This is a genomic window from Amycolatopsis ruanii (assembly GCF_003385175.1).
Lineage (GTDB): Bacteria > Actinomycetota > Actinomycetes > Mycobacteriales > Pseudonocardiaceae > Amycolatopsis_E > Amycolatopsis_E thermalba.
In genome coordinates this window covers 147,434-168,820 of record NZ_PQHY01000001.1, presented here as the reverse complement: position 1 = coordinate 168,820, position 21,387 = coordinate 147,434, and the positions used below count along the sequence as shown (strand labels likewise).

The window sequence follows — 21,387 nt, the reverse complement described above, 5'->3', positions numbered from 1 at the left end:
CGTGTCGGCGACACGAGGTCCGCGACTGCCGCGTCACCGTGGGCCGCGCCGGGGAGCCGGGATCAGGGCGACCAGTGCCCCGGCGGCGCACAGCACGGCTGTCCACGCCACGGTCGCGGCCGGGGACGTGTGGTCGGCCACCACACCGGCCAGCCACGGGCCCGCGGTCTGCCCGGCCGCGAACACGGTGGTGAACGCGCCGAGGGTGGCGGTCCAGTCGGCGGGCGGGGTGTGGTCCCTGATCAGCGCGGTGACCGCGGCCGGCACCCCGATGAACGTGGCCCCGTAGACGATCGCGGAGGTCAGCACGACCGGCAGCGCGGGGGAGACCAGCGCCAGCGCGGAGCCCGCGGCGAGCACCGCGAGCAGGGTGGCCAGCCCGCGGCCGCCGCGCCACAGCGCGGACGCCACCACCACCGCCAGGCCCAGCACCGTCCACACCAGACTCACCTGCCAGACCGCGGCGCCGTGCGCGGCGAGGACGGCGGACAGGAACGTGATGTAGGTGATGTAGCCCAGGGCGAACAGCAGGTAGGCCACCGCGGTGGGCCACAACGGCTTCATCCGGGCGCGCCCGGTGCTCGTGGCCGGGGCGCCGACGTCCACTGCGGCCGCGGACCAGCTCACCAGCGCGGCGACCGCGGCCGCGGCGCCGAGCCCGAGCCAGGCCAGGCGCCAGTGCGGCCCCAGGGCGGGGATCACCGCTCCACTGAGGACGATGCCGAGCCCGCTGCCGGCGAAGTAGACGGTGCTGGGCGTCCCGGACGACGCGCGGACGGCGATCCGCGACGCGAGCACACCCCCGACGATGAACACCACCGCGCCCGTCACCCCGGCCACGGCGCGCACGACCAGCAGCACCACGAAGTTCCCGCTGACCGCGGTGGCCGCCAGCGCCAGCGCGGTCAGCACCATGCCCCAGCGGAACGCGGCCGCCGCGCCCACCCGCCGGGCGACGGTGGCGGTGACCAGCGCGCCGAGGAGGTAGCCGAGCCCGTTGGCGGTGCTCATCACCCCGGCGTCGGCGAGGCTCCACCCCAGATCGCGCCCCATCGCCGGGACGACGAGCCCGTAGGCGAAGCGCGCGAACCCCAGGGCCGAGGCGGTGCCGAGCGACAGCCGCGCGGCCTGCCACACCGGATCGCCAGGCATCCCACCACTATCCCCGACGGGATCGACGTCGCGCAGCAGGCCCCGAATCCGTTGTGCAAATCGGGATTTTATGGCCTGTTCGGAAGGCGGATACGGTCGGATTCATGGAATGGAACTACCGGTCGGCCGAAGAGCTCACGACCGCGATGCGTGCCGGCGAAGTGACCTCGGTGGAGCTGACCGACGAGGCGATCGCCCGGATCGAGCGCGACGACGAGGTGATCAACGCGATCTGCGTACCGGACTTCGACCGCGCCCGGGCCGCCGCACACCGTGCCGACCAGGCCCGCGCCCACGGCGAAGACCGGCCGCTGCTCGGGGTTCCGGTGACCGTCAAGGAGTCCTACGACATCGCCGGGCTGCCCACCACCTGGGGCATGCCGCCGCACCGGGACTACGTGCCGGCCGCGGACGCGGTGCAGGTGTCGCGGCTCAAGGCCGCGGGCGCGGTGGTGCTCGGCAAGACCAACGTGCCGCTGGGGCTGCAGGACATCCAGAGCTTCAACGAGATCTACGGCACCACCACCAACCCGTGGGATTCCGCGCGCACTTCGGGCGGATCCTCCGGCGGGTCGGCGGCGGCCCTGGCGTCCGGGTTCGGCGCGCTGTCCCTCGGCTCCGACATCGCCGGCTCGCTGCGCACCCCCGCGCATTTCTGCGGCGTCTACGCCCACAAGCCGACCGTCGGGCTGGCGGCCAGCCGCGGCATGGTCCCGCCGTCCGAACCGGCCCTGCCCGCCGAGCTCGACCTCGCCGTCGTCGGCCCGATGGCGCGCACCGCACGCGACCTCGCGCTCCTGCTCGACGTCATGGCCGGGCCGGATCCGCTGACGCTCGGCGTGGCGTACCGGCTGGCACTGCCGCCTGCCCGTCACGAGCGGCTGGGCGATTTCCGGGTCCTGGTCCTCGACGAGCACCCGCTCCTCCCGACCGGGTCCGCCGTGCGGGCGGGCGTGCTGCGGGTGGCCGCCGCGCTCGCCGACGCCGGCGCCCGCGTCGAGTGGCACAGCCCGCTGCTGCCCGACCTGACCGAAGCCGCCACGCTCTACATGCAGTTGCTGATTTCCGGCGCTGTCGCGCGCTTTCCCCTCGGCTCGCTGCAACTCCCCGCCGCCGATGATCAGAGCCTGAACGCCGTGCGGCTGCGGGCCATGGCGTTCAGCCACCGCAACTGGATCGAGGCGAACACCGGCCGCGAACTCCACCGCCACGGCTGGCGGCAGCTGTTCACCGAGTTCGACGCCGTGGCGTGCCCGATCACGCCGACACCGGCGTTCCCGCACGACCACACCCCCAACCCGATGGCACGGCGCATCGACATCGACGGCGCCGAGTACCCGTACTTCGACCAGCTCGTGTGGGCCGGCCTGGCCACCATGCCCGGCCTGCCCGCCACCGCCGTGCCCGCGGGCCGGTCGCCCGAGGGTCTGCCGGTCGGCGTGCAGCTCATCGGTCCGATGTTCGAGGACCGCACCCCGCTGCGGCTGGCCGAACTGCTCGAGCGGGAGATCGGCGGCTTCCAGGCACCACCGAGGTAGGGCGTCACGCCCGCAGCGGCCACACCTCGACCACGCCGTGCGCGACCGCGCACGGCGTGCCGGCCACCATGCGCGCCGCCTCCTCGACCGAGTCCGCCTCGATGATCGCGAAACCCGCCACCGGCAGGTCCGACCGCAGGTAGGGGCCCGGCGTCACCTGCGCTCCGGCCGCGTCGTGGTTGCGCACCTGCACCGGCTGGCCCGCGATCCCCATCTCGACGCCGCCGGCGCGCAGCCGGGAGTCATGCTCGTGCGCGGCGGCGCGCACCGCCTCGTCGGTCCGCTCGTAGCCGGCGCTGTCGCCGTAGCCGATCGTGATGAATTTCCCCATCCGTCCGGTATAGACCCGCCGTGCCTGCTGTCACACCTCGGGTTCCCGGGGCAGGGCGTGGGTAGGTCGTGCCGGTCGTGCGCGGGGCCGCAGCGCCTCGGGGCGGGCGCGGTGGTAGTCGAACAGCCGCTCGGCGGAGGCGGGCAGGTCCCCCTCGCCGGGCGGAACGGCCCAGGCCAGCTCGGCCATCAGATGGTCCGGCCACTGCTGGAGCTGTTCGCCCGCGACCTGGGGTGCCGGCGGCATCAGCGGGGATCGCGGCGACCTGCGCTCAGTTCGGCTACGCCGCAGGGATCTCCCTGCTGGTGCCGCTGGCGCGGCGTGCGATGGTGGTGGCCGATGTCCAGATCGGGCTGATGACCGGCATCATCGGCTCCCGCGTCGTCGGCGGGCTTGTCGGGCCGGCACTGGGCTGGCCCGCGGTCTACCTGCTGACCGCCCTGGCGGGCCTGGCCACGGTGTGGCTGCTGCCGCGCGAGGCCGCCCGCAGCGGCCGGATCGGCTACGGGCAACTGCTGGCCTTGCTGCCGCGGCTGCTGCGCCAGTCCCGCCTGCTGCACGGGGCTACAACACCACCTGGACCACCCTGGCGCGGGCCTGACCGTTGCCGACGGTGTGCGCCTCGTGCGGGGTCAGGCCCCAGGAAGGGGTCGAAGCCGGGCACGACCGAGGCGATGAAGGCGCGGATGGCGGCGCGGCCGACGAGGGGCAGCTGACTGACCGGGTCGTGGCAGACGCCGTCGGCCGCGAAGGCGCCGGCCCAGGCGTCGCGGACCGGGAGGCGGCGAGGAACACATCACCGCGGCGGGCATCGCGGGGAAGGTCATAACGACCTCTCCAGGCCCAGCTCACTCACTGACCTCCCCAACGGCGCGGGCCCGGTTGTATGCGCTTGCATGAATCGGCACCCCGTGGCATAGTTGGTTTTGCCCAACCAACCATTCGAGGAACGGGGTCGAGGATGGCAGACGCCGGCGAAGACGGCCCGTCGCGCGCGCCACGGCACGGTGTCGACGACGTGGCGGCGGCCCTGGCCACCGTGGGCAACTGGATGTTCTCCCCGGCCACCCGGCGCCGGATCATGGCGTCCTCCGGCCTGGGGCTGTCGCTGGGGGACTACACCCTGCTGGCCCAGATCTCGGTGCACGCGCCGGTGCGCCTGTCGGTCCTGGCGGAGCTGATGGAGGTGGACAAGTCCACGCTGTCGCCGCCGGCGAAACGCCTCGAGCAACGCGGATTCATCGAACGCCGCCCCGACCCGGCCGATGCCCGGGCGCAGCTGGTGAGCGTCACGCGGGCCGGCAAGCTCGCCATCGGCAAGCTCTGGAAGGCCCGCGCGGCCGCCGTCGCCGAGCTGCTCGCGGACTGGGACACCGCCGACGTCGAGCAACTGGCCACCAGCCTCGGCGCGCTCAGCGACGCGATCAAGAACGCCCGCTGACGCCCGCCCGTCAACTCCCGCACCACGAAACGAGGACACATGCGTGCCGTTGTGCTGCACGAATTCGGGCCACCGGCCCACCTGCGGGTCACGGACGTGCCCGCCCCGACGCCCGCGGCGGGCGAGGTCGCGGTGCGGGTGGCCGCGGCCGGCGTCCAGTTCCTGGAGACGCAGATCCGCGCCGGAACGATGCGCGGCGCGCTCGGCGGCGCGCCCCTGCCGGTCATCCTCGGCAAGGAGGTCGCCGGACTGGTCACCGAGGTCGGACCCGGCGGCGACCCCGCCCTGATCGGCACGCGGGTCCTGGCCAGCACCACCGGCCTGGGCGGCTACGCGGAGACCGCCGTGGTCCCCGCCGCCACCCTCGTCCCGGTCGCCGAGGACCTCGGCCTGCCCGAGGCGCTCGCCCTCTACCGGTACGGCGTCACGGCCCAGGGCCTGATCCGGGCGGCCCGCGTGACCGCCGGTGACCGCGTCCTGGTGCTGGCGGCCGCCGGTGCCGTGGGCACCGTCCTGGTCCAGTTGCTGAAGCGGGCCGGGGCGACGGTCGTCGCGGCGGCCGGCAGCGAGCACAAGCTCGCCCTGCTCCGGGAACTGGGCGCCGGCCACGTCGTGGACTACACGCGTCCCGGCTGGACGGACGAGGCCCGCGCGGACGGCCCGATGGACGTGGTGTTCGACCACGTCGGCGGCGCGCTCGGCCGCGCAGCGTTCGAGCTGCTCACCCCGGGCAGCGGACGCCAGGTCACGTTCGGCTTCTCCAGCGGCACGCCGCTGGACGTCCGGCCCGGCGAACTGGTCGGCCGCGGCCTGACCGTGACCGGCTTCAGCGCGGGCTTCCTCTGGAACCGGCCCGCTCTCGCCCGCGAGCTGGCCACCGAGGTCCTGGACCTGGCCGTGGCCGGACAGCTCACCCCCGTGATCGGCCAGCGCTTCCCCCTGGACCGGGCCGCCGAAGCGCGCGCCACCGTCGGCAAGACCCTGCTCATTCCCTGACCCACCAAGAAAAGAAGGAGTTCCACACCATGTCCGATTCCCCCACGATCTTCGTCGCCGGCGCCACCGGACTGCTCGGCGGCCGGATCGTCCGGGCCCTCCTCGACCAGGGCGCCGCCGTGCGGGCCCTGGTGCGGCCCGGCACCAGCGACGAGAAGAAGAGCGCCCTGACCACCCCGGCCACCGGCCGGCTGCAGCTGGTCGAGGGCGACCTCACCGATCCGGCCGAGCGGCTCGCCGAAGCCGTCGGCGACGCCACGACGGTGATCTCCGCCGTCCAGGGCGGCCCCGAGGTGATCGTGGACGGCCAGGCCAACCTCCTGCGCGCCGCGGAGAAGGCCGGCGCCCGGCGGTTCGTCCCGTCCGACTTCGCCATCGACCTCACCAAGCTCGACGACGGCGACAACTTCATGATCGGCTGGCGCCGTCAGGCCGCCGCCGCGCGCACCACCAGCCTCGACGTGATCTCGGTGCTCAACGGCGCCTTCTACGAGGTGATGACCGGCTTCATGGGGCTCGTCGACTGGGAGCGCGGCACCGTGTCCCACTGGGGCGACCCCGACCAGCCGCTCGACCTGACCTCGGTGCCCGACACCGCCGCCTACACCGCGGCCGCCGCCCTCGACCCGGCCGCCACCGGCACCCTGCGCTTCGCCGGTGAGGTCCTCTCGATGCGCCAGTTCCACGACGCGCTCCAGCGCGGCTCCGGCCGCACCCTGGAGCTGCGGCACCTGGGCAGCGCCGACGACCTGCGTGCGGAGATCGCCCGCCGGGCCGCGGCCACCGAGAACCCGTTCGAGTACGTGGCGCTGCAGTACCAGTGGTGCATGGTCACCGGCAAGGCCAAGTTCGACCACCTGGACAACGCCCGGTACCCGCAGGTCACGCCGCAATCGCTGACCGACTTCGTGCGCGCCACCGCACCCGCGGCCTGACGCGGCGCCCGGTCACCCGAGGGAGCCGATCGCGAAGTCGATCGTCCGGGCCAGCCGCCGCGGGTCGTGCGCGGCGCGCTCCCGGACCCGCAGGCCCAGCACGATGGTGAACAGCAGCTCCACGGCCCCCTCGACGTCGAGGTCCGCGGGCAGTTCACCGTCCCGGCAGCCGCGGCGCAACACGGCCGCGATGGCCTCCCGGGTGACCTCGAACGCCGCCTCGGTGCGCTGACGCACCTCCGGGTCCGCCGTGCCCAGCTCGGTCGTGGTGTTGACCACGAAACACCCGAGCCCGGCGTGCTCTCCGGCGCCGGTGGCCAGCCACAGCAGCCAATCCCGCAGCACCTCCCGGACCGGGCCGGCGCGATCGAGCCGGGCCTGCGCCTCCGCCGAATCCGTCGCGCGGTAGTGGTCGAGCGCGCGCAGGAACAACGCGTGCTTGTCGCCGAAGGTGCGGTAGAGGCTGCTGGAGGTCAGCTCCAGTTCGCCGTTGAGGTCCCGGACCGAGGTGGCGTGGTAGCCCAGGCGCCGGAACAGTCCGGCGGCCCGCGCGACCACCTCCTGCTCGTCGAACTCCCGTGGCCGTGGCACGTCCCACAGCCTACCAGGATTGTGGAGCGATCGTTCCCGTACTAGCGTACGCCGTCATACGGGAGCGATCGCTCCCAAACTGGAGGGAGATCGGCAGTGGTGACAACGGAACCGCCGCGCACCCGGGAGCGCGGCCGGTGGCTCGCCGTCGTCGTGGTGGCGTTCGGGACGTTCCTGCTGGTGACCGCGGAGCAGCTCCCGGTCGGGCTGCTGACCCGGGTCGGCTCGGACCTCTCGGTCTCCGCCGGCACCGCGGGCCTGATGGTGACCGTGACCAGCGTCGTCGCCGGGCTGGCCGCCCCGGTGGTCCCGGTCCTCGTGGGCAGTCTGGACCGGCGGTGGTTGCTGGCCGGGCTGATGGGCCTGATGACCCTGGCCAACGTGATCTCCGCGCTCGCGCCGGGCTTCGCGGTGCTCATCGCCTCCCGCGCGCTGACCGGGGTCGCGATCGGCGGGTTCTGGGCCGTGGCCGGCGGCCTGGCCGTCCGCCTGGTGCCCGCCGAGCGCGTACCGCGCGCCACGGCCGTCATCTTCGGCGGCGTCGGGGCCGCCAACGTGTTCGGCGTGCCGATCGGCGCGGTCCTCGGCGACCTCGCCGGATGGCGCGCCGCGTTCGCCACGCTCGGGGCGCTCGCGCTGGCCGTGCTGATCGCCCTGTTCGCGTTGCTGCCGCCGCTGGCCGCGACCCAGCCGGTCCGTCCCCGCGACCTGGCCGCGCAGCTGCGGGACCGGGGCGTGCGCGTGGGAATCCTGGCGACCGCCCTGATCGTGAGCGGGCACTTCGCCGCGTACACGTTCGTCGGCCCGGTCCTGCGGGACCACTCCGGCGTCCCCGGAACCCTCGTCGGGCCGCTGCTGTTCGGGTTCGGCCTGGCCGGCATCGCCGGGAACTTCCTCACCGGCGCGGCACTGGCCCGCCGCCTGAACCGGACCGTGCTGGTGATCACCGGCGCCCTGGCGGTGACGGTGCTGCTGTTCCCGCTCGCCGGCCGGTCACCGGCGGGCGGCATCGCGCTGCTGGTCGCGTGGGGGCTGGCCTACGGCGGGGTGTCGGTGAGCTTGCAAACCTGGATGATCAAGGCCGCGCCGCGCGCGGTGGAAGCCGCCTCGGCCCTGTGGGTGGCGGTGTTCAACCTGGCGATCGGCCTCGGCGCGCTGATCGGCGGCGTGATCGTCGACGCGCTCACCCTCGGCGGCGTGCTGGTGCCGGCCGGAGCCTGCTTCCTCCTGGCCGGGCTCGCCGTGTGGACGGTCCGCCGGGCCCCGCACCTGCGGTGACACGACCGGAGGGCCGGCTCCCCGCCCGGGGAACCGGCCCTCCGCCGACCACGACTCAGATCAGGCCGAGCTTCTTCACGGCCTCGCGCTCCTCGGCCAGCTCCGCGACCGAGGCGTCGATGCGGGTGCGGGAGAACTCGTTGATCTCCAGGCCCTGCACGATCTCGTACTTGCCGTCCTTGCAGACGACCGGGAAGGACGAGATCAGGCCCTCCGGCACGCCGTAGGACCCGTCGGACGGGACGGCCATCGACGTCCAGTCGCCCTCGCGGGTGCCGTTGACCCAGTTGTAGATGTGGTCGATGGCGGCGTTGGCGGCCGACGCGGCCGAGGACGCGCCCCGCGCCTCGATGATCTCCGCGCCACGCTTGGCCACCCGCGGGATGAACTCCTCGGCCAGCCACTTCTCGTCGTTCACGGCCTCGGCGGCGTTCTTGCCGGCCACCTCGGCGTGGAAGATGTCCGGGTACTGGCTGGCGGAGTGGTTGCCCCAGATCGTGAGCTTGCGGATCTCGCTCACCGGCGCGTTCAGCTTCTTCGCCAGCTGGGCGACCGCGCGGTTGTGGTCCAGGCGGGTCATGGCGGTGAACCGCTCGGCCGGGACGTCGGGCGCGTGCGACTGCGCGATCAGCGCGTTGGTGTTGGCCGGGTTGCCGACCACCAGCACGCGGACGTCGTCGGCGGCGCCGGCGTTGATCGCCTCACCCTGCGGCTTGAAGATGCCGCCGTTGGCCTCCAGCAGGTCGGCCCGCTCCATGCCCTTGGTGCGCGGACGCGCGCCCACCAGCAGGGCGATGTTGGTGCCCGCGAAGGCCTGCTTCGCGTCGTCGAAGATGTCCGTGCCCGCGAGCAGCGGGAACGCGCCGTCCTCCAGCTCGAGCGCCGTGCCCTCGGCCGCCTTGACCGCCTGCGGGATCTCCAGCAGCCGCAGCTTCACCGGCGTGTCCGGGCCGAGCAGCTGACCGGACGCGATGCGGAACAGCAGCGCGTAGCCGATCTGGCCGGCGGCGCCGGTGACGGTGACGTTCACGGGGGCTTGGGTCATTGCGTACTCCTGCGGACGGAATCTTGGCTTGTGCTGGTGACCCTATCGCCCTCTGCCTGCGCTGACGCGGTGCGTCGCCTCACGTTCTGCTGAACCGATCGAGCCGGCTCCGCCACCGGCACCTCGAACGCCCTGCCCAGCGCGATGATGCCGGCCTCCAGACGGCCCAGGCTGGTGAGCACGGAGCGTGCCGGTGCGTTGTCCGTCTCCCGCGTCTCCGGCGTGGCGGTGTTGCGCACCAGTCTGCCCCGCTCGTCCACGTCGAGCGCGTCGCGCAGCACGTCGATGTTGCGGCTGATCCGCTCGACGACCGCGCTCAGCCGGTCGTCCGCGGGCAGCAGGCCCGGTTCGGACCGGGCCGCGATCTGCCGCGCCCGGAACGCCAGCCGCTCCAGGGTGCTCATCACGTACCAGCCGTAGTCACGGCGGCTGGCGAGGCTGATCGGGTGCGTCAGCGGCTCGATCGTGGTGCGCACCTTCTCCACCGAGCGGTCCAGCTCCCGGGAGAGTTCGATCACGTTCACGTTCTCCCGGCCGGACAGCAGCGCCTCGGCGCTGGACAGGAACTCGCACAGGTCCACCAGCGCGGCGTCGATGTCGGACACCATGACCGTGCGGGTGCGCACCGGCACCACCAGGATCGCCGCGATCAGCCCGGCCGCCGCGCCGATCGCGGTCTCCGCGACCCGCACCCACAGCACCTCGATGCTGAACGTGCCGAGCAGGCTGTAGAGCAGGCCCAGCATGCAGGTGATGAAGAACGCCATCAGCAGCTGCGACACCCGCGCCACGTAGACCAGGCAGAACACGCACACCAGGATCAGCACGACCGTCGCGATCGTGTTGCCGGTGACCAGCAGCGCCAGCAGCATCCCGCCGAAGATCCCGCCCAGCGTGCCGGTGACCCGGCGGAACCCCTTCACGAACGTCGCACCCGCGGTCGAGGTGTTGAGGAAGACCACGAACACCGTCAGCACCGCCCAGTACCAGCGGGCGTCGGAGATCAGCTCGCCACCCAGCACCGCCAGGCCGCCGCCGACCATCGCCTGGATCGCGCTGCGGGTGCGGTTGTCGTAGGCGAAGACCTTCCCCGGCTCCTCCTCGGTGTCCTCCCCGGGCAGCTCGGTCTCGGCCGAGTAGTCCTTCTCCGCCACGCGCTGGGCGTTGACGTCGGCCAGCGCCAGCTCCGCGATCGCGCGGCGCACCTCGTCACCGGGCTCGGTGCGCTCGGCGAGCCGGCTGCCGGCCACCAGCATCTTGCTGAACTCCTCGGTGTCACTGATCACCGGCAGCTCGCGCGGGTCGCGCTCGATCAGCGAGTCCAGCCGCAGCAGGCTCGCGATCAGGTCGTCGCGGACCGCCTCGGGCAGCCCGTCCTCCTCGGCGGTGCGGCGCACGGTGATCGCCAGCCACTGGCAGGCCAGCTCGACGGCCAGCAGCCGGCGGCGCAGCAGCTGCGTGCCGGTCTCGTCGAACAGGTCCCCGATGGTGTCCTCGATCATCAGGACCGCCTCGTGCAGGCGGGTGTCGGCCTTGCGCAGCTGGTTGATCCGCCACTCGCTGCCGCCGCTGGCCAGGCCCGCCGCGGCGGCGCGCAACACCGCGCTGATCCGGGCCCGGAACGCGCGGCGCGCCCGCAGCAGCTCACCCTCCGGCCGCCGCCGCAGCACCGCGAACCGCATCACCGCGTTCGCGGCCAGCCCGATCGCCAGCGCCAGGATGTACTCGGGCAGCTGACGCGGGTGGATCGCGAGGAACATCGCGAAGAAGAACATGAAGAACGACAGCGCACCCATCGCGGTGCCGCGCGGCGCGAACCGCTGCGCGTAGACCGCGACGAAGATCAGCAGCACGAACAGCACGCTGTCCAGCGGGGGAGCGGTGGCGCCGAACGCGGCGACGGTGAGCGAGGCGGACCCGCACACCAGGACCAGCGCCAGCGTGATCGCCTGGTCCTTCGGCGTCTTGTCGTTGACCGAGAACGCCGAGTTCATCGCCGCGATGCAGGCCACCATCATCGTCGGGATCGGGCGGCCGAGCAGGAGCAGCACCAGGATCGACAGCACGATCCCGCCCACCGCGATCCCGGCCAGCCGCAACCGCACCAGCCCCGGATCGGCGGCCACCAGCCGGTCCTGGGCCACCTTCCACACCCTCATGCGCGGCTCCCGAGCAGTTCCCATTCGGTCAGCGCGGTCCGCCGCCCGGTCGCCGCGGTGACCCGCAGCCGGTAGGCACGGTACGTCCCGGGTTCGGCGACCGAGAACGGCCGGGTCTGCCGCCGCCACCGGAACCGTTCCCCGCGCCGCTCGTCCAGCCGCACCCACGACACCCCGTCGGTGGTGCCCTCCAGGACCCAGTCCCGCGGATCACCGCCGCGCGCGGCCGAGGTCAGGGTGTAGAGCGGCACGCGCGCCGGTTCCCGGACCGTGCACTCGATCACCGGGGTGCGCGAGCGGAACGTCACCTGCGTGGCCGTGGTGTCGGCGAACAGCTCGGTCACGTCGGTGCCGTCGTCGCAGGTGCCGGAGCCGGTCACGTCGGTCATCGGCTGCTCGTCCAGCGACGGCGGCGGGTCACCCCAGTCCGTGGGCGTGTCGCTCAGGTCGAACTCCAGGCGCTCGGCGGCGACCAGTTCGGCGTGGGACAGCCACGTCGAGTGGTGCGGTTCGCCGTCGATCGTCACGTCCCGCACGTACGTCCCGCCGCCGGGGGCACTGATCGTGAGCGTCCGCCCGTTCTCCAGCCGCAGGGCCGCCTTCTCGAACAGCGGCGCGGTCAGCACGTAACCCGGGTTGCCCGGCGCCAGCGGGTAGAGGCCGAGCGCGGCCAGGACGTACCAGGCGGACATCTCGCCGTTGTCCTCGTCGCCGGGGTAGCCCTGGCCGATCTCGCTGCCCAGGTAGCAGCGGGTCAGCATCTCGCGCACGATCGCCTGCGTCTTCGCCGCGGCCCCGGCGTGGGTGTACATCCACGGGATGTGGTGGCTGGGCTGGTTGGAGTGCCCGTACTGGCCGAGCCGGACATCGCGCGCCTCGGTCATCTCGTGGATGATCCCGCCGTAGGATCCCGGCACCCGCCCGGTCTCCGGTGCCGTGAAGAACGTGTCCAGTGTGGACTCCAGCGCGGCGCGGCCGCCGAGCAGCTCCGCCAGGCCGGCGCCGTCGTGCGGCACCGAAAACGCCGTGTTCCAGCCGTTGGTCTCGGTGTAGTCGAAACCCCACCGGGCCGGGTCGTAGTGCTCCGGCGCCCAGCGCCACCGGCCGTCCCGGTGCCGGCCCTGGAAGAAGCCGGTGTGCGGGTCGAAGTGGTGGACGTACTGCGCGGCCCGCTGCCGGAAGTAGCGGGCGTCGTCGGCGTGCCCCAGCGCCGCGGCCAGCGCGGCGAGGCCGAAGTCGTTCAGGCAGCCCTCCAGCGCCCAGGACAGGCCCTCGTGCGTGGTCAGCGGCGTGAACCCGAGGAAGATCGACTCGCGCAGGCCCTGCCGCCCGACGCTGCGGCCGGGCGGGCTGACAGTGGCGTTGCGCAGCGCGGCGTCGTAGGCCGCGTGCACGTCGAAGCCCCGCACGCCGCGCAGGTACGCGTCGGCGAAGGCCACGTCGGAGCTGGTGCCGGTCATCAGGTTGGCGTAGCCGGGGGAGGACCAGCGCGAGATCCAGCCGCCCTCCCGGAACTGCTGCACGAACCCCTCGATCAACTCCCCGCAGCGCCGCGGCGCCAGCAGCGCGAGCGCGGGCCACACCGTGCGGTAGGTGTCCCAGAAGCCGTGGTTGACCGACATCGGCCCGTCCACCACCTTCGCCCCGGTCCGGGTGCGGGTGCTCGGCCACCACCGGCGCCGCACCGGGCTGGCGTGCCGCACCCCGCGCGGGGTGTGCTCGTGCGCCGAGTTCGGGTACAGGAACAGCCGGTACAGGCCGGAGTAGAAGGTGGTCAGCTGGTCCGGGGTGCCGTCGATCTCGACGCGGCCGAGCACGTCCTGCCACGCCGCCCGCGCCCGCTCCCGGACCTGCTCGAACGTGGTGCCGGCCGGGATCTCCTGCTCCAGGTTGCGGCGGGCCTGCGCCAGGCTGATCAGCGAGGTCGCGATCCGCAGCTCGACCCGGGGCGCGTCGAAGGACAGGTACCCGGTGTTGGGCCAGCGCACCCGGCGCCCACCGGTCGCGGGCCGGTCGAAGGTGCCGTAGACGAACATCCGCCGCGCGCCCACGGACAGGCGGCTGCGGGCCCAGGTGTGCCCGGTGACCACCCCGCGTGCCGGGTCCAGGCGCAGGCCGCCGCGGCGGTTGACGTTGTCGAACAGCACCCAGCCGCCCTCGCCGGGGAAGGCGAACCGGACCAGCGCGGCGTGGTCGGTGGGCGCGAGGTCGACGGTGATTCCGTTGTCGAAGCGCACCCCGTAGTGGTGCGGCCGGTCGGTCTCGTGGTCGTGCGAGAACGCCAGCGCCCGGGCCTTGCGGTCCGCGGTCACCGGACCGATTCCCGGCAGGAATTGAAACGGGTGCCGGTCGCCCATCCACGGGCTCGGCTGGTGGCTGACCGCGAAAGCCTGCAGCTCAGGGCGGTTGTCCGCGTTGTTGCGCCGGTGGTACTCGTACAGCCACGCCGTCGACGAGGCGTCGGTGACCGGGGTCCAGAAGTTGAACCCGTGCGGCACGGCGGCGGCCGGGAAGGTGTTGCCGCGGGAGAACTCGTTGCTGGAGTGGGTGCCGCGGGTGGTGCGCACCCAGTCCACCGGGTCCCGCGGTTGCTGGGGTGGCACGTCGGCGATGCGGACGTCGTCGATCCATCCGGACACCGGCTCGCCGGGCGGGGGTTCGACGGTCAGCAGGATCGCCCGTGCCCGGCGGCCGGCGCCGTCGCCCAGGTCGTGGCGCACCAGGTTCCACTGGTCGAGGTAGAGCGTCTTGGACTCACCGGCCGCGCGCGCCGACCCGCCGATCACCGTGCCGTCGTCGAGTTCCACGGCCAGCGCCACGAAGGTGCTGCGCCAGGACGGGCCGGCGTCGGACTCCGGGAACACCACATAGGACAGTGCCGTGCCCGGCCCGAGCTCGGCGTCCACTTCGAACAGCACCTGACGTGCCGGTCCGCCCGCGGTGTAGCGGGCGGCGCGCAGCCCGGTGAACCCGGCGCCGGCCTTGGCCGCCGGCGCGCGGTCCGGGCCCGCGCCGACGGTGACGACGGCACCGGCGCGGGGCGGCGGATCCCCGGCCTCGAACGAGGAGAAGAAGTGGGTCCGGCTCACCTGGCCTACCGTAACCGCCCGGGCCGATCACTTCCCGCCGAGCGGCGCCGCCCCGACCCCCTGCGCGCCAGCTGCGCCGCCGGTGCGCCGCAGCCGCCAGCGTGCGCCCGCCACGCGGCCGGGCACAGCGGTCACTTCGCGCCGAGCAGTTCCACCTCCGACAACCCTGCCGCGCCGCCCGTGCTGCCCGTGATCCGCAGCCGGTAATGCGCGTACGCGCCGGGCGTGGCGATCTTGAACGCGCGCGTCTGCTGCCGCCAGGTGAAGCTTTCCCCGGACCGGGTGTCCAGCGGCGTCCAGCTCCGCCCGTCGGCCGAGCCTTCCAGCACCCAGCCGCTCGGGTCGCCGCCGTCCTTGGCCGAGGTGAGCGTGTAGAACGTCGCGGTCACCGGGCCGGGGACCGGGCAGTCCACCGTCTCCAGCGGCCGGGCCTGGGTGGCGGAGGTGTTGTCGAACAGCGGCCCGCCGGGTGTGGTGAGGTCCGCGGGCGGCCGCGGGACCTGGTCGCCCTCGGTGAGCGACGGCGGCACCTCCCCGGCACCCCAGCGCGACGGGCTCGGGCCCATCGCGAAGTCCAGCGTGCCGCCCTTGGCCAGCACGTCGTGCGGCAGCGCGGTCGACGTCCACGCCCGGCCGTTGACCCGCAGCCCCTGCACGTAGACGTTGCGGGCGCTGTTCCTCGGCGCGTTGATCACCAGGTCCCGGCCGCCCGCCAGGTGCACGGTCGCCTTGGTGAACAGCGGCGACCCGACCGCGTAGGACGGGCTGCCCATCCGCAGCGGGTAGAACCCGAGCGCGCTGAACACGTACCAGGCCGACATCTCGCCGTTGTCCTCGTCCCCGGCGTAGCCCTGCCCGATCTCGCTGCCCAGATACAGCCGGGACAGCGCTTCCCGCACCCGGGCCTGCGTCTGCCACGGCTGCCCGGCGAAGTCGTACATGTAGGCGATGTGGTGGGAGGGCTGGTTGGAGTGGCCGTACTGGCCCATCCGCACGTCCCGCGCCTCCCGCATCTCGTGGATCGGCCCGCCGTACGCGCCGGGGAACCGGGCGGTCTCCGGGGTGCTGAAGAACTCGTCCAGCTTCTCGGCGAGCCCGTCGCGGCCGCCGTAGAGGTTGGCCAGTCCCTGCCCGTCCTGCGGCACCGTGAACGCCATGTTCCAGCCGTTGGTCTCGGTGTAGTCGTAGCCCCACACCCGCGGGTCGTACTGGCCGGCCGGGACCCGGAACGTGCCGTCGGCGGCGCGGCCCTGGAAGAACCCGGCCGCCGGGTCGAACATGTGCACGTAGTTCTGCGCCCGGCCGCGGAAGTACTCGGCGTTCTCGGCGTACTCGCGGCGGCGCGGGTCGTCCGGCGCGGCCTCCTCGGCCAGCTTCTGCGCCATCATCGCGATGCCGAAGTCGTTGAGGTAGCCCTCGATCGCCCACGACATGCCCTCACCGGTCGAGGTCGGCGTGTACCCGAGGAAGATCGACTGCTCCAGGCCCTTCCGGCCGACGTTCTCGTTCGGCGGCGCCACCGTGGCGTTGCGGATCGCCGCGTCGTAGGCCGCCTGGACGTCGAAGTTCCGCACGCCCTTGAGGTAGGCGTCGGCGAAGGCCACGTCGGAACTGGTGCCGGTCATCAGGTTCGCGTAGCCGGGGGAGGACCACCGGGCGATCCACCCGGCGTCGCGGTACTGCTGCACGAACCCGTCGATCATCCGCCCGGCCATGTCCGGGGTCAGCAGCGCGTAGGCGGGCCAGGTGGTGCGGTAGGTGTCCCAGAACCCGTTGTTGACGTAGATCTCGCCGTCGACGACCGTCGCCCCGGTCCGCGTCGGCGTGTCCGGCCCGGCCTTCGGCGCGACCGGGCTGGCGTAGGCGTGGCGCGGGGCGCGGGTGGTGCCGACGTTCTCGAACCCGGAGTTCGGGTAGAGGAACAGCCGGTACAGGTTCGAGTACAGGGTGGTCAGCTGGTCGCGCGTGGCGCCCTCCACCTCGATCACCCCCAGCTTGCGGTCCCAGGCGGCCTGCGCGGCGGAGCGGACCGTGTCGAACGCCGTACCCGCCGGGATCTCCTGTTCGAGGTTGCGTTTCGCCTGGTCGACGCTGATCAGCGAGGTCGCGATCCGCATCCCGACCACCCCGCCGCGACCCGGGGCGAACTTCAGGTAACCGCGGACGTGGTCGCGGCCCTCGCCGGGCAGCATCGACCCGCCGGTGACCGGGCGGTCGAAGACCGCGTAGACGAACATGCGGCCGGCGCCGGCGGAGTTGCCGCTGCGCGTGTCGGTGAACCCGGACAGCGTGCCGGTGGCCGGGTCGAGGGTGAGGCCGCCCGCGTCGCTGACGTTGTCGAAGATCAGGTTCCCGTCGGCGCCGGGGAAGGTGAACCGGAACATCGCCGCGTGGTCGGCCGGCGTGATCTCGGCCTTGACCCCGTTGTCGAACGTGACGCCGTAGTAGTGCGGTTTGGCCGTCTCGTTGGCGTGGTCGAACGGCAGCGCCCGCGCGGCCCGGTTGCCGTCCGGCACCCCGGCGGCGGCCGAGGGCATCACCTGGAAGGTCTGCCGGTCACCCATCCACGGGCTCGGCTGGTGCGACAGCGACAGCGCCTGCAGCGCGGGCCGGTTCTGCGCGTTGTTGCCCTCCTGGTAGCGGTAGAGCCAGTTCAGCGACCCGGCGTCGGTGACCGGGGTCCAGAAGTTGAAGCCGTGCGGGACCGCGGTGGCGGGGAAGTTGTTGCCGCGCGAGAACGTGCCGTTGGCGTTGGTGCCGCGGGTGGTGAGCACGTGGTCGGACAGGCGGGTGACGCGGGCTTGCGGCGCGGCCGGGCCGAGCGTGATGTCGTCGAACCAGCCGTTGAACGAGCCGGGACCGTCCGGGTTGTCGTAGGCGACGAGGATGCGCGCGACGGTCTTGCCGCGGGCGACCGTGCCGATCGCGGAGCGCACCAGGTTCCACTGGTTGGCGTAGAGCGACTTGGCCGCACCCTGCCCGCGCGGGCTGAGCGGGAACCCGTACTGGTCCACCGCCCCGAGGCCGGACAGGTAGGTGCCGTCGGTGAAGGCCAGGTCGACCGCGACGTGCGTGCTCGGGTACTTCAGGTCGTCCCCGGTCAGCTCGGGAAACACCGTGTACGACAGCTCGGTGTCGGCGCGCACCGGGATCCGCACGTCGAACACCTTGTTGTAGGAGTAGCCGTGCCGCGCGGTCTGGGTGCCGCCGTAGTGGAAGGCACGCAACCCGGTGAACCCGGCGCGCGGTTTGCTGGTGTAGCCGCCGGGCGGGCCACTGTCCGGATAGGACCGCATGGTGGGCAGCGGCGGCGGGGCCGGCTGGTCGTCGGCCAGCAGCAGCTCGGCGAGCTGCACGATGTCCGCGCCGTTGTTCGCGGTGACGTCCAGCCGGTAGAAGCGGTGGGTGGCGGTGGCCGCGAGGCGGAACTCCCTGGCCTGCAACCGCTCGCCGAAGGTCTGCCCGCGCTGGCTGTCCACAGTGGTCCAGGTGACGCCGTCGTCGGAGCCCCGCAGCGTCCAGTCGTGCGGGTCGCGTTCCGGGGCGTCGTTGGCCGAGGTCAGGCCGTAGCGGGTGATGGCGACCGGCTCGGCGAACTCGGCCTGCACCCAGCCGGTGGGGGCGAACGCGAGCCACTTCGACTCCGGCCTGCCGTCGAGCACGTTCACCGCGACCTCCCCGGCGCCGGTGTTCTCCGCGCTCGCGGTCGCGCCGGTGGCCTTGCCGCGCACGTCACCGGGGATGGCCGAGCCGTTCGCGCCGTTGACCCCGGAGGCCAGCGGGCGCCCGTCCCGGCCGGTCTCGACGGTGTCCACCCAGTCCGGCTCGGGCTGCCCGGCTTCGAACGACGACGCGAACCGCGCCGGCGGCTGCGCGGCCGCGGGCGGCGCGGCGACCAGACCGGTCATCAGCAGGGCGACGGCCAGCACACGCGTGGTTCGGACCATGTCAGGCAGCGAAACGCGCAGGTCGGGGGCGCGTCAAGCGGGCGCGCCAAACCTGACCCAAACCGGACAGGGTCGGGTGAATCCCCTACCGCGATCAGCGGACGAGGTTTATCCCGCTCACTCCAGGTGGGTCAGGGCGGCGGCGACCACCGACGCCGCGGCGGGACAGGCGCCCTCCTGCGGCGCCCCGGGCTCCGGGATGCCCGTGGCGCTGATCAGGTGATCGACACCGCCCACCGCGACGAAGACGAAACAGATGCGCTGGAACTCCGCCTGCACCGCCTGCCGCTGCCCGACCGGCACCTGGGAGGTGCGCCCGCCCTCGGTCATCGTCTGGGCGTAGGACAGCGGCACGTCCGGGTGCAGGCTGACGTTCTGGTCCCCGACCAGCCAGTGGCAGGCGGTCCCGTACTGGGTGGCTTCCTCCCGGCCCGGGCCGGTGATGCCGAGCGCGGCGAGGTCGCGCTCGTCGAGCGCGCGGCACGGCTGCCGCGCCAGTTCCGCCAGCGGGTACTTGCCCAGCTGCGCCGTCGTGGTGGTGGGCGCTGTCGTGGTGGTGGGCGCTGTGCTGGTGGCGGGCGGCACCAGCGGCGAGCCGGAGCCGCCGCCGGAACACCCGGCGGCGAGCAGGCCCACCGCGAGCACGAGTCCGGCACGGGTGTGGAGATCGAACCGCGGCATGCCGTCACGGTAGGGGCCCGCCGCCCCGGCCGGGAACGCCGCGGCAGGAAGCGGTCAGCAGTGCGTCAGGAAGTGCTGCAGGACCCGCTTGCCGAAGTGCAGCCCCTCCAGCGGCACCCGCTCGTCCACCCCGTGGGCCATCGCCCGGTACGGGAAGCCCTCGGGCAGCCACAGCGGCGCGAAGCCGTAGCAGGCGATGCCCAGCGGGCTGAACGCCTTGGCGTCGGTGCCGCCGCCCATGCAGTACGGCACCACCACCGCCTCCGGGTCCTGCGACCGCAGCGCGTCGGCCATCGCGGTGAACCACGGGGAGTCCACCGGCGCCTGCACGGCCGGCTGGTGCGCCACGAACTCGCGCGTGATGTCCGGCCCGAGCAGCTCGTCGATCTCCTCCAGCAACTGCTTCTCGGTCCCCGGCAGCGTCCGCGTGTCGATCTGGGCCTGAGCCAGGCTCGGGATCACGTTCACCTTGTAGCCGGCGTCCAGCATCGTGGGCGTGGTGCTGTTGCGGATGGTCGGCTCCACCAGCCTCGCCGCCGGGCCCAGCCGCGCCATCGTGCCCTCCACATCGGACAGATCGACCTCGACGCCGAGCGCCTGCCCGGTGCGGACCAGGAACGCCTCCACCGTCGGGGTCAGCGTGACCGGCCACTCGTGCGCCGCGATCCGCTGCAGCGCGCCGACCAGCCGGACCACGGCGTTCTCCCGGTTGGGCCGGGAGGCGTGCCCGGCCCGGCCCCGCGCGGTCAGCCGCATGTGGGCGGTGCCGCGCTCGGCCGTGCCGACCGGGTAGAGCCGTTTGACCGAGCCGTCCGCCGCGGGCACGTGGTAGGTGTAGCCGCCGGACTCGCTGATCGCGGCCACGCACCCGTCGAACAGCTCGCGGTGCTCGGCCGCCAGCCAGTGCGCCCCGTACTCGCCGCGGTCCTCCTCGTCGGCGACGAACGCCAGCACCAGGTCCCGCCGCGGCCGCAGCCCGTCCGCGACCGCGGTCAGCACCATCGCGATGAAGTCCTTCATGTCCACCGCGCCCCGGCCCCACAGGAACCCGTCCCGGACCTCCCCGGCGAACGGCGGCACCGTCCAGTCCGCGGCGTCGGCAGGCACCACGTCCAGGTGCCCCTGCACGAGCAGCGCGGGCAGCGACGGGTCGGCGCCCGGGAGGCGGGCGACCACGTTCGTGCGCCGCGGCGCGGACTCCAGCACCACCGGTTCCAGCCCCGCACCGGCGAGCACACCCGCGACGAACTCCGCCGCGTCCCGCTCGCCCTCGGCATCGCCGTGGCCGCGGTTGGTGGTGTCGAACCGCAGCAGCTGCGCGCACAGACTTTCGACGTTAGCCATACTTCCCCTGCACCGCGCCCGCGGCGATCGCCGTGACCACCTTGAACGCCTTCATCGCGTCGGTCATCGTGGCCGCGTCGAAGCCGACCCGGCGCACGCCGGTCTGCTCGACGGTCGGCACCACCGCGGCGGCCTGCGCCAGGTGGCTCGCGTCGAACTCGACCTCGATGCGGTGCGCGGCGGCCGTGCCCGGTGTCCGCACCGCACGCTCCATGCTCGCCCGTGCGGCCGCGCTCAGCATCTCGGCGGTGCGCGACGGGGGAAGGCAGATCGCGGCGTAGCGGCTCACGCACTCCTTGACGGCGACCAGCTCGGCACCCGGCGCGTAGTCCGCCGCGTCCTCGCAGGTTTTGTCGTCGCCGGACACCAGCAGCACCGGCACCCCGTGCTCGGCGGCCAGCGCGGCGTTGAGGCGGCCCTCGCTGGCCGGCACCCCGTCCAGCCACACCCCGGTGATCTGGTTCTCCAGGTAGGTGTGCGACAGCACCCCGTCCGCCCCGGCCCCGGCGTGGTAGCCGAGGAACACCACCCCGTCCACGCCGGACTCGATGCCCTGCATCATCGACAGCGGCTTGTGCCGCCCGGTGAGCATGCGGGCCCGCTCGTCGAGGTCCTCCAGCATCAGGTTCCGCTGCGACGAGTGCGCCTCGTTGACCAGCACGCCGGTCGCGCCGCCCGCGCACACGCCGCGGATCACCGCGTTCACGTCCCCGGTGAACAGCCGCCGGAACCGCTGCCACTGCTCGGTGCCCGGGACGACGTCGTCGGTCCAGGTGACGCCGGTGGCGCCCTCCATGTCCGCCGAGATCATGATCCGCATGGTCCAGACCTTACGTCACGGCTCGGCAACACCACCCGTG

General features: G+C 73.2%; 17 protein-coding genes. 6 read left to right on the top strand and 11 right to left on the bottom strand.

Annotated elements, in window-relative coordinates; genetic code table 11:
* Positions 1–33 precede the first annotated feature (33 nt).
* A complete protein-coding gene (locus D0D28_RS00900) occupies positions 34–1,152 on the bottom strand; it encodes a YbfB/YjiJ family MFS transporter (protein ID WP_116109271.1) in 1,119 nt (372 codons plus the stop codon).
* A 104-nt stretch (positions 1,153–1,256) separates the two neighbouring features.
* Here D0D28_RS00900 and D0D28_RS00895 point away from each other — a divergent pair, with 104 nt between their 5' ends.
* Positions 1,257–2,690: an amidase gene (locus tag D0D28_RS00895; protein WP_116109268.1), complete on the top strand. Its 1,434-nt coding sequence runs from the start codon at positions 1,257–1,259 to the stop codon at positions 2,688–2,690.
* Between the two features lie 4 nt (positions 2,691–2,694).
* Here the strand turns inward: D0D28_RS00895 and D0D28_RS00890 are convergent, their stop codons facing one another.
* Complete coding sequence (locus tag D0D28_RS00890; RefSeq protein WP_094003035.1) at positions 2,695–3,021, bottom strand: YciI family protein; 327 nt, start codon at positions 3,019–3,021, stop codon at positions 2,695–2,697.
* A gap of 30 nt (positions 3,022–3,051) precedes the next feature.
* Complete coding sequence (locus D0D28_RS35970) at positions 3,052–3,267, bottom strand: hypothetical protein (protein ID WP_205413154.1); 216 nt, start codon at positions 3,265–3,267, stop codon at positions 3,052–3,054.
* A gap of 59 nt (positions 3,268–3,326) precedes the next feature.
* On the opposite strand from D0D28_RS35970, the gene D0D28_RS00880 reads away from it, so the two are divergent.
* The 4 genes from D0D28_RS00880 (at position 3,327) to D0D28_RS00865 (ending at position 6,393) form a co-directional block, all read left to right on the top strand.
* Positions 3,327–3,737 (top strand): MFS transporter, encoded by a 411-nt coding sequence (locus D0D28_RS00880; protein WP_162830948.1) that lies wholly within the window; start codon positions 3,327–3,329, stop codon positions 3,735–3,737.
* Between the two features lie 245 nt (positions 3,738–3,982).
* Complete coding sequence (locus D0D28_RS00875; RefSeq protein WP_162830947.1) at positions 3,983–4,462, top strand: MarR family winged helix-turn-helix transcriptional regulator; 480 nt, start codon at positions 3,983–3,985, stop codon at positions 4,460–4,462.
* A gap of 39 nt (positions 4,463–4,501) precedes the next feature.
* Entirely contained in the window at positions 4,502–5,458 is a 957-nt protein-coding gene (locus tag D0D28_RS00870) for a zinc-binding dehydrogenase (protein WP_116109261.1), read from the top strand.
* A 29-nt stretch (positions 5,459–5,487) separates the two neighbouring features.
* Positions 5,488–6,393: an NmrA family NAD(P)-binding protein gene (locus tag D0D28_RS00865; RefSeq protein WP_116109259.1), complete on the top strand. Its 906-nt coding sequence runs from the start codon at positions 5,488–5,490 to the stop codon at positions 6,391–6,393.
* Positions 6,394–6,405: 12 nt separating this feature from the next.
* Here the strand turns inward: D0D28_RS00865 and D0D28_RS00860 are convergent, their stop codons facing one another.
* Positions 6,406–6,984 (bottom strand): TetR/AcrR family transcriptional regulator, encoded by a 579-nt coding sequence (locus D0D28_RS00860; protein ID WP_116109256.1) that lies wholly within the window; start codon positions 6,982–6,984, stop codon positions 6,406–6,408.
* 99 nt (positions 6,985–7,083) lie between these two features.
* Here D0D28_RS00860 and D0D28_RS00855 point away from each other — a divergent pair, with 99 nt between their 5' ends.
* Complete coding sequence (locus tag D0D28_RS00855) at positions 7,084–8,262, top strand: MFS transporter (RefSeq protein WP_198958096.1); 1,179 nt, start codon at positions 7,084–7,086, stop codon at positions 8,260–8,262.
* 55 nt (positions 8,263–8,317) lie between these two features.
* Here the strand turns inward: D0D28_RS00855 and D0D28_RS00850 are convergent, their stop codons facing one another.
* The 7 genes from D0D28_RS00850 to D0D28_RS00820 all read right to left on the bottom strand — a co-directional run bounded on the left by D0D28_RS00850 (position 8,318) and on the right by D0D28_RS00820 (position 21,347).
* A complete protein-coding gene (locus D0D28_RS00850; RefSeq protein ID WP_094003029.1) occupies positions 8,318–9,307 on the bottom strand; it encodes a malate dehydrogenase in 990 nt (329 codons plus the stop codon).
* Positions 9,304–11,466 carry an FUSC family protein gene (locus D0D28_RS00845; protein ID WP_116109254.1) on the bottom strand — a complete coding sequence of 721 codons (2,163 nt, stop codon included), beginning with the start codon at positions 11,464–11,466 and terminating at the stop codon, positions 9,304–9,306. The genes D0D28_RS00850 and D0D28_RS00845 overlap by 4 nt, the downstream gene beginning before the upstream one ends.
* The gene (locus D0D28_RS00840) at positions 11,463–14,555 is read right to left on the bottom strand and encodes a GH92 family glycosyl hydrolase (RefSeq protein ID WP_116109251.1); all 3,093 of its coding nucleotides are present in this window, start codon (positions 14,553–14,555) and stop codon (positions 11,463–11,465) included. The genes D0D28_RS00845 and D0D28_RS00840 overlap by 4 nt, the downstream gene beginning before the upstream one ends.
* A gap of 131 nt (positions 14,556–14,686) precedes the next feature.
* Positions 14,687–18,502 (bottom strand): GH92 family glycosyl hydrolase, encoded by a 3,816-nt coding sequence (locus D0D28_RS00835; RefSeq protein WP_116109249.1) that lies wholly within the window; start codon positions 18,500–18,502, stop codon positions 14,687–14,689.
* A 117-nt stretch (positions 18,503–18,619) separates the two neighbouring features.
* The gene (locus D0D28_RS00830; RefSeq protein WP_094003025.1) at positions 18,620–19,183 is read right to left on the bottom strand and encodes a DUF3558 family protein; all 564 of its coding nucleotides are present in this window, start codon (positions 19,181–19,183) and stop codon (positions 18,620–18,622) included.
* A gap of 54 nt (positions 19,184–19,237) precedes the next feature.
* Positions 19,238–20,527, bottom strand: coding sequence for a M20/M25/M40 family metallo-hydrolase (locus D0D28_RS00825; RefSeq protein ID WP_094003024.1), 1,290 nt, complete (start codon positions 20,525–20,527; stop codon positions 19,238–19,240).
* Positions 20,520–21,347: a M55 family metallopeptidase gene (locus D0D28_RS00820; RefSeq protein WP_116109247.1), complete on the bottom strand. Its 828-nt coding sequence runs from the start codon at positions 21,345–21,347 to the stop codon at positions 20,520–20,522. The genes D0D28_RS00825 and D0D28_RS00820 overlap by 8 nt, the downstream gene beginning before the upstream one ends.
* Positions 21,348–21,387 lie beyond the last annotated feature (40 nt).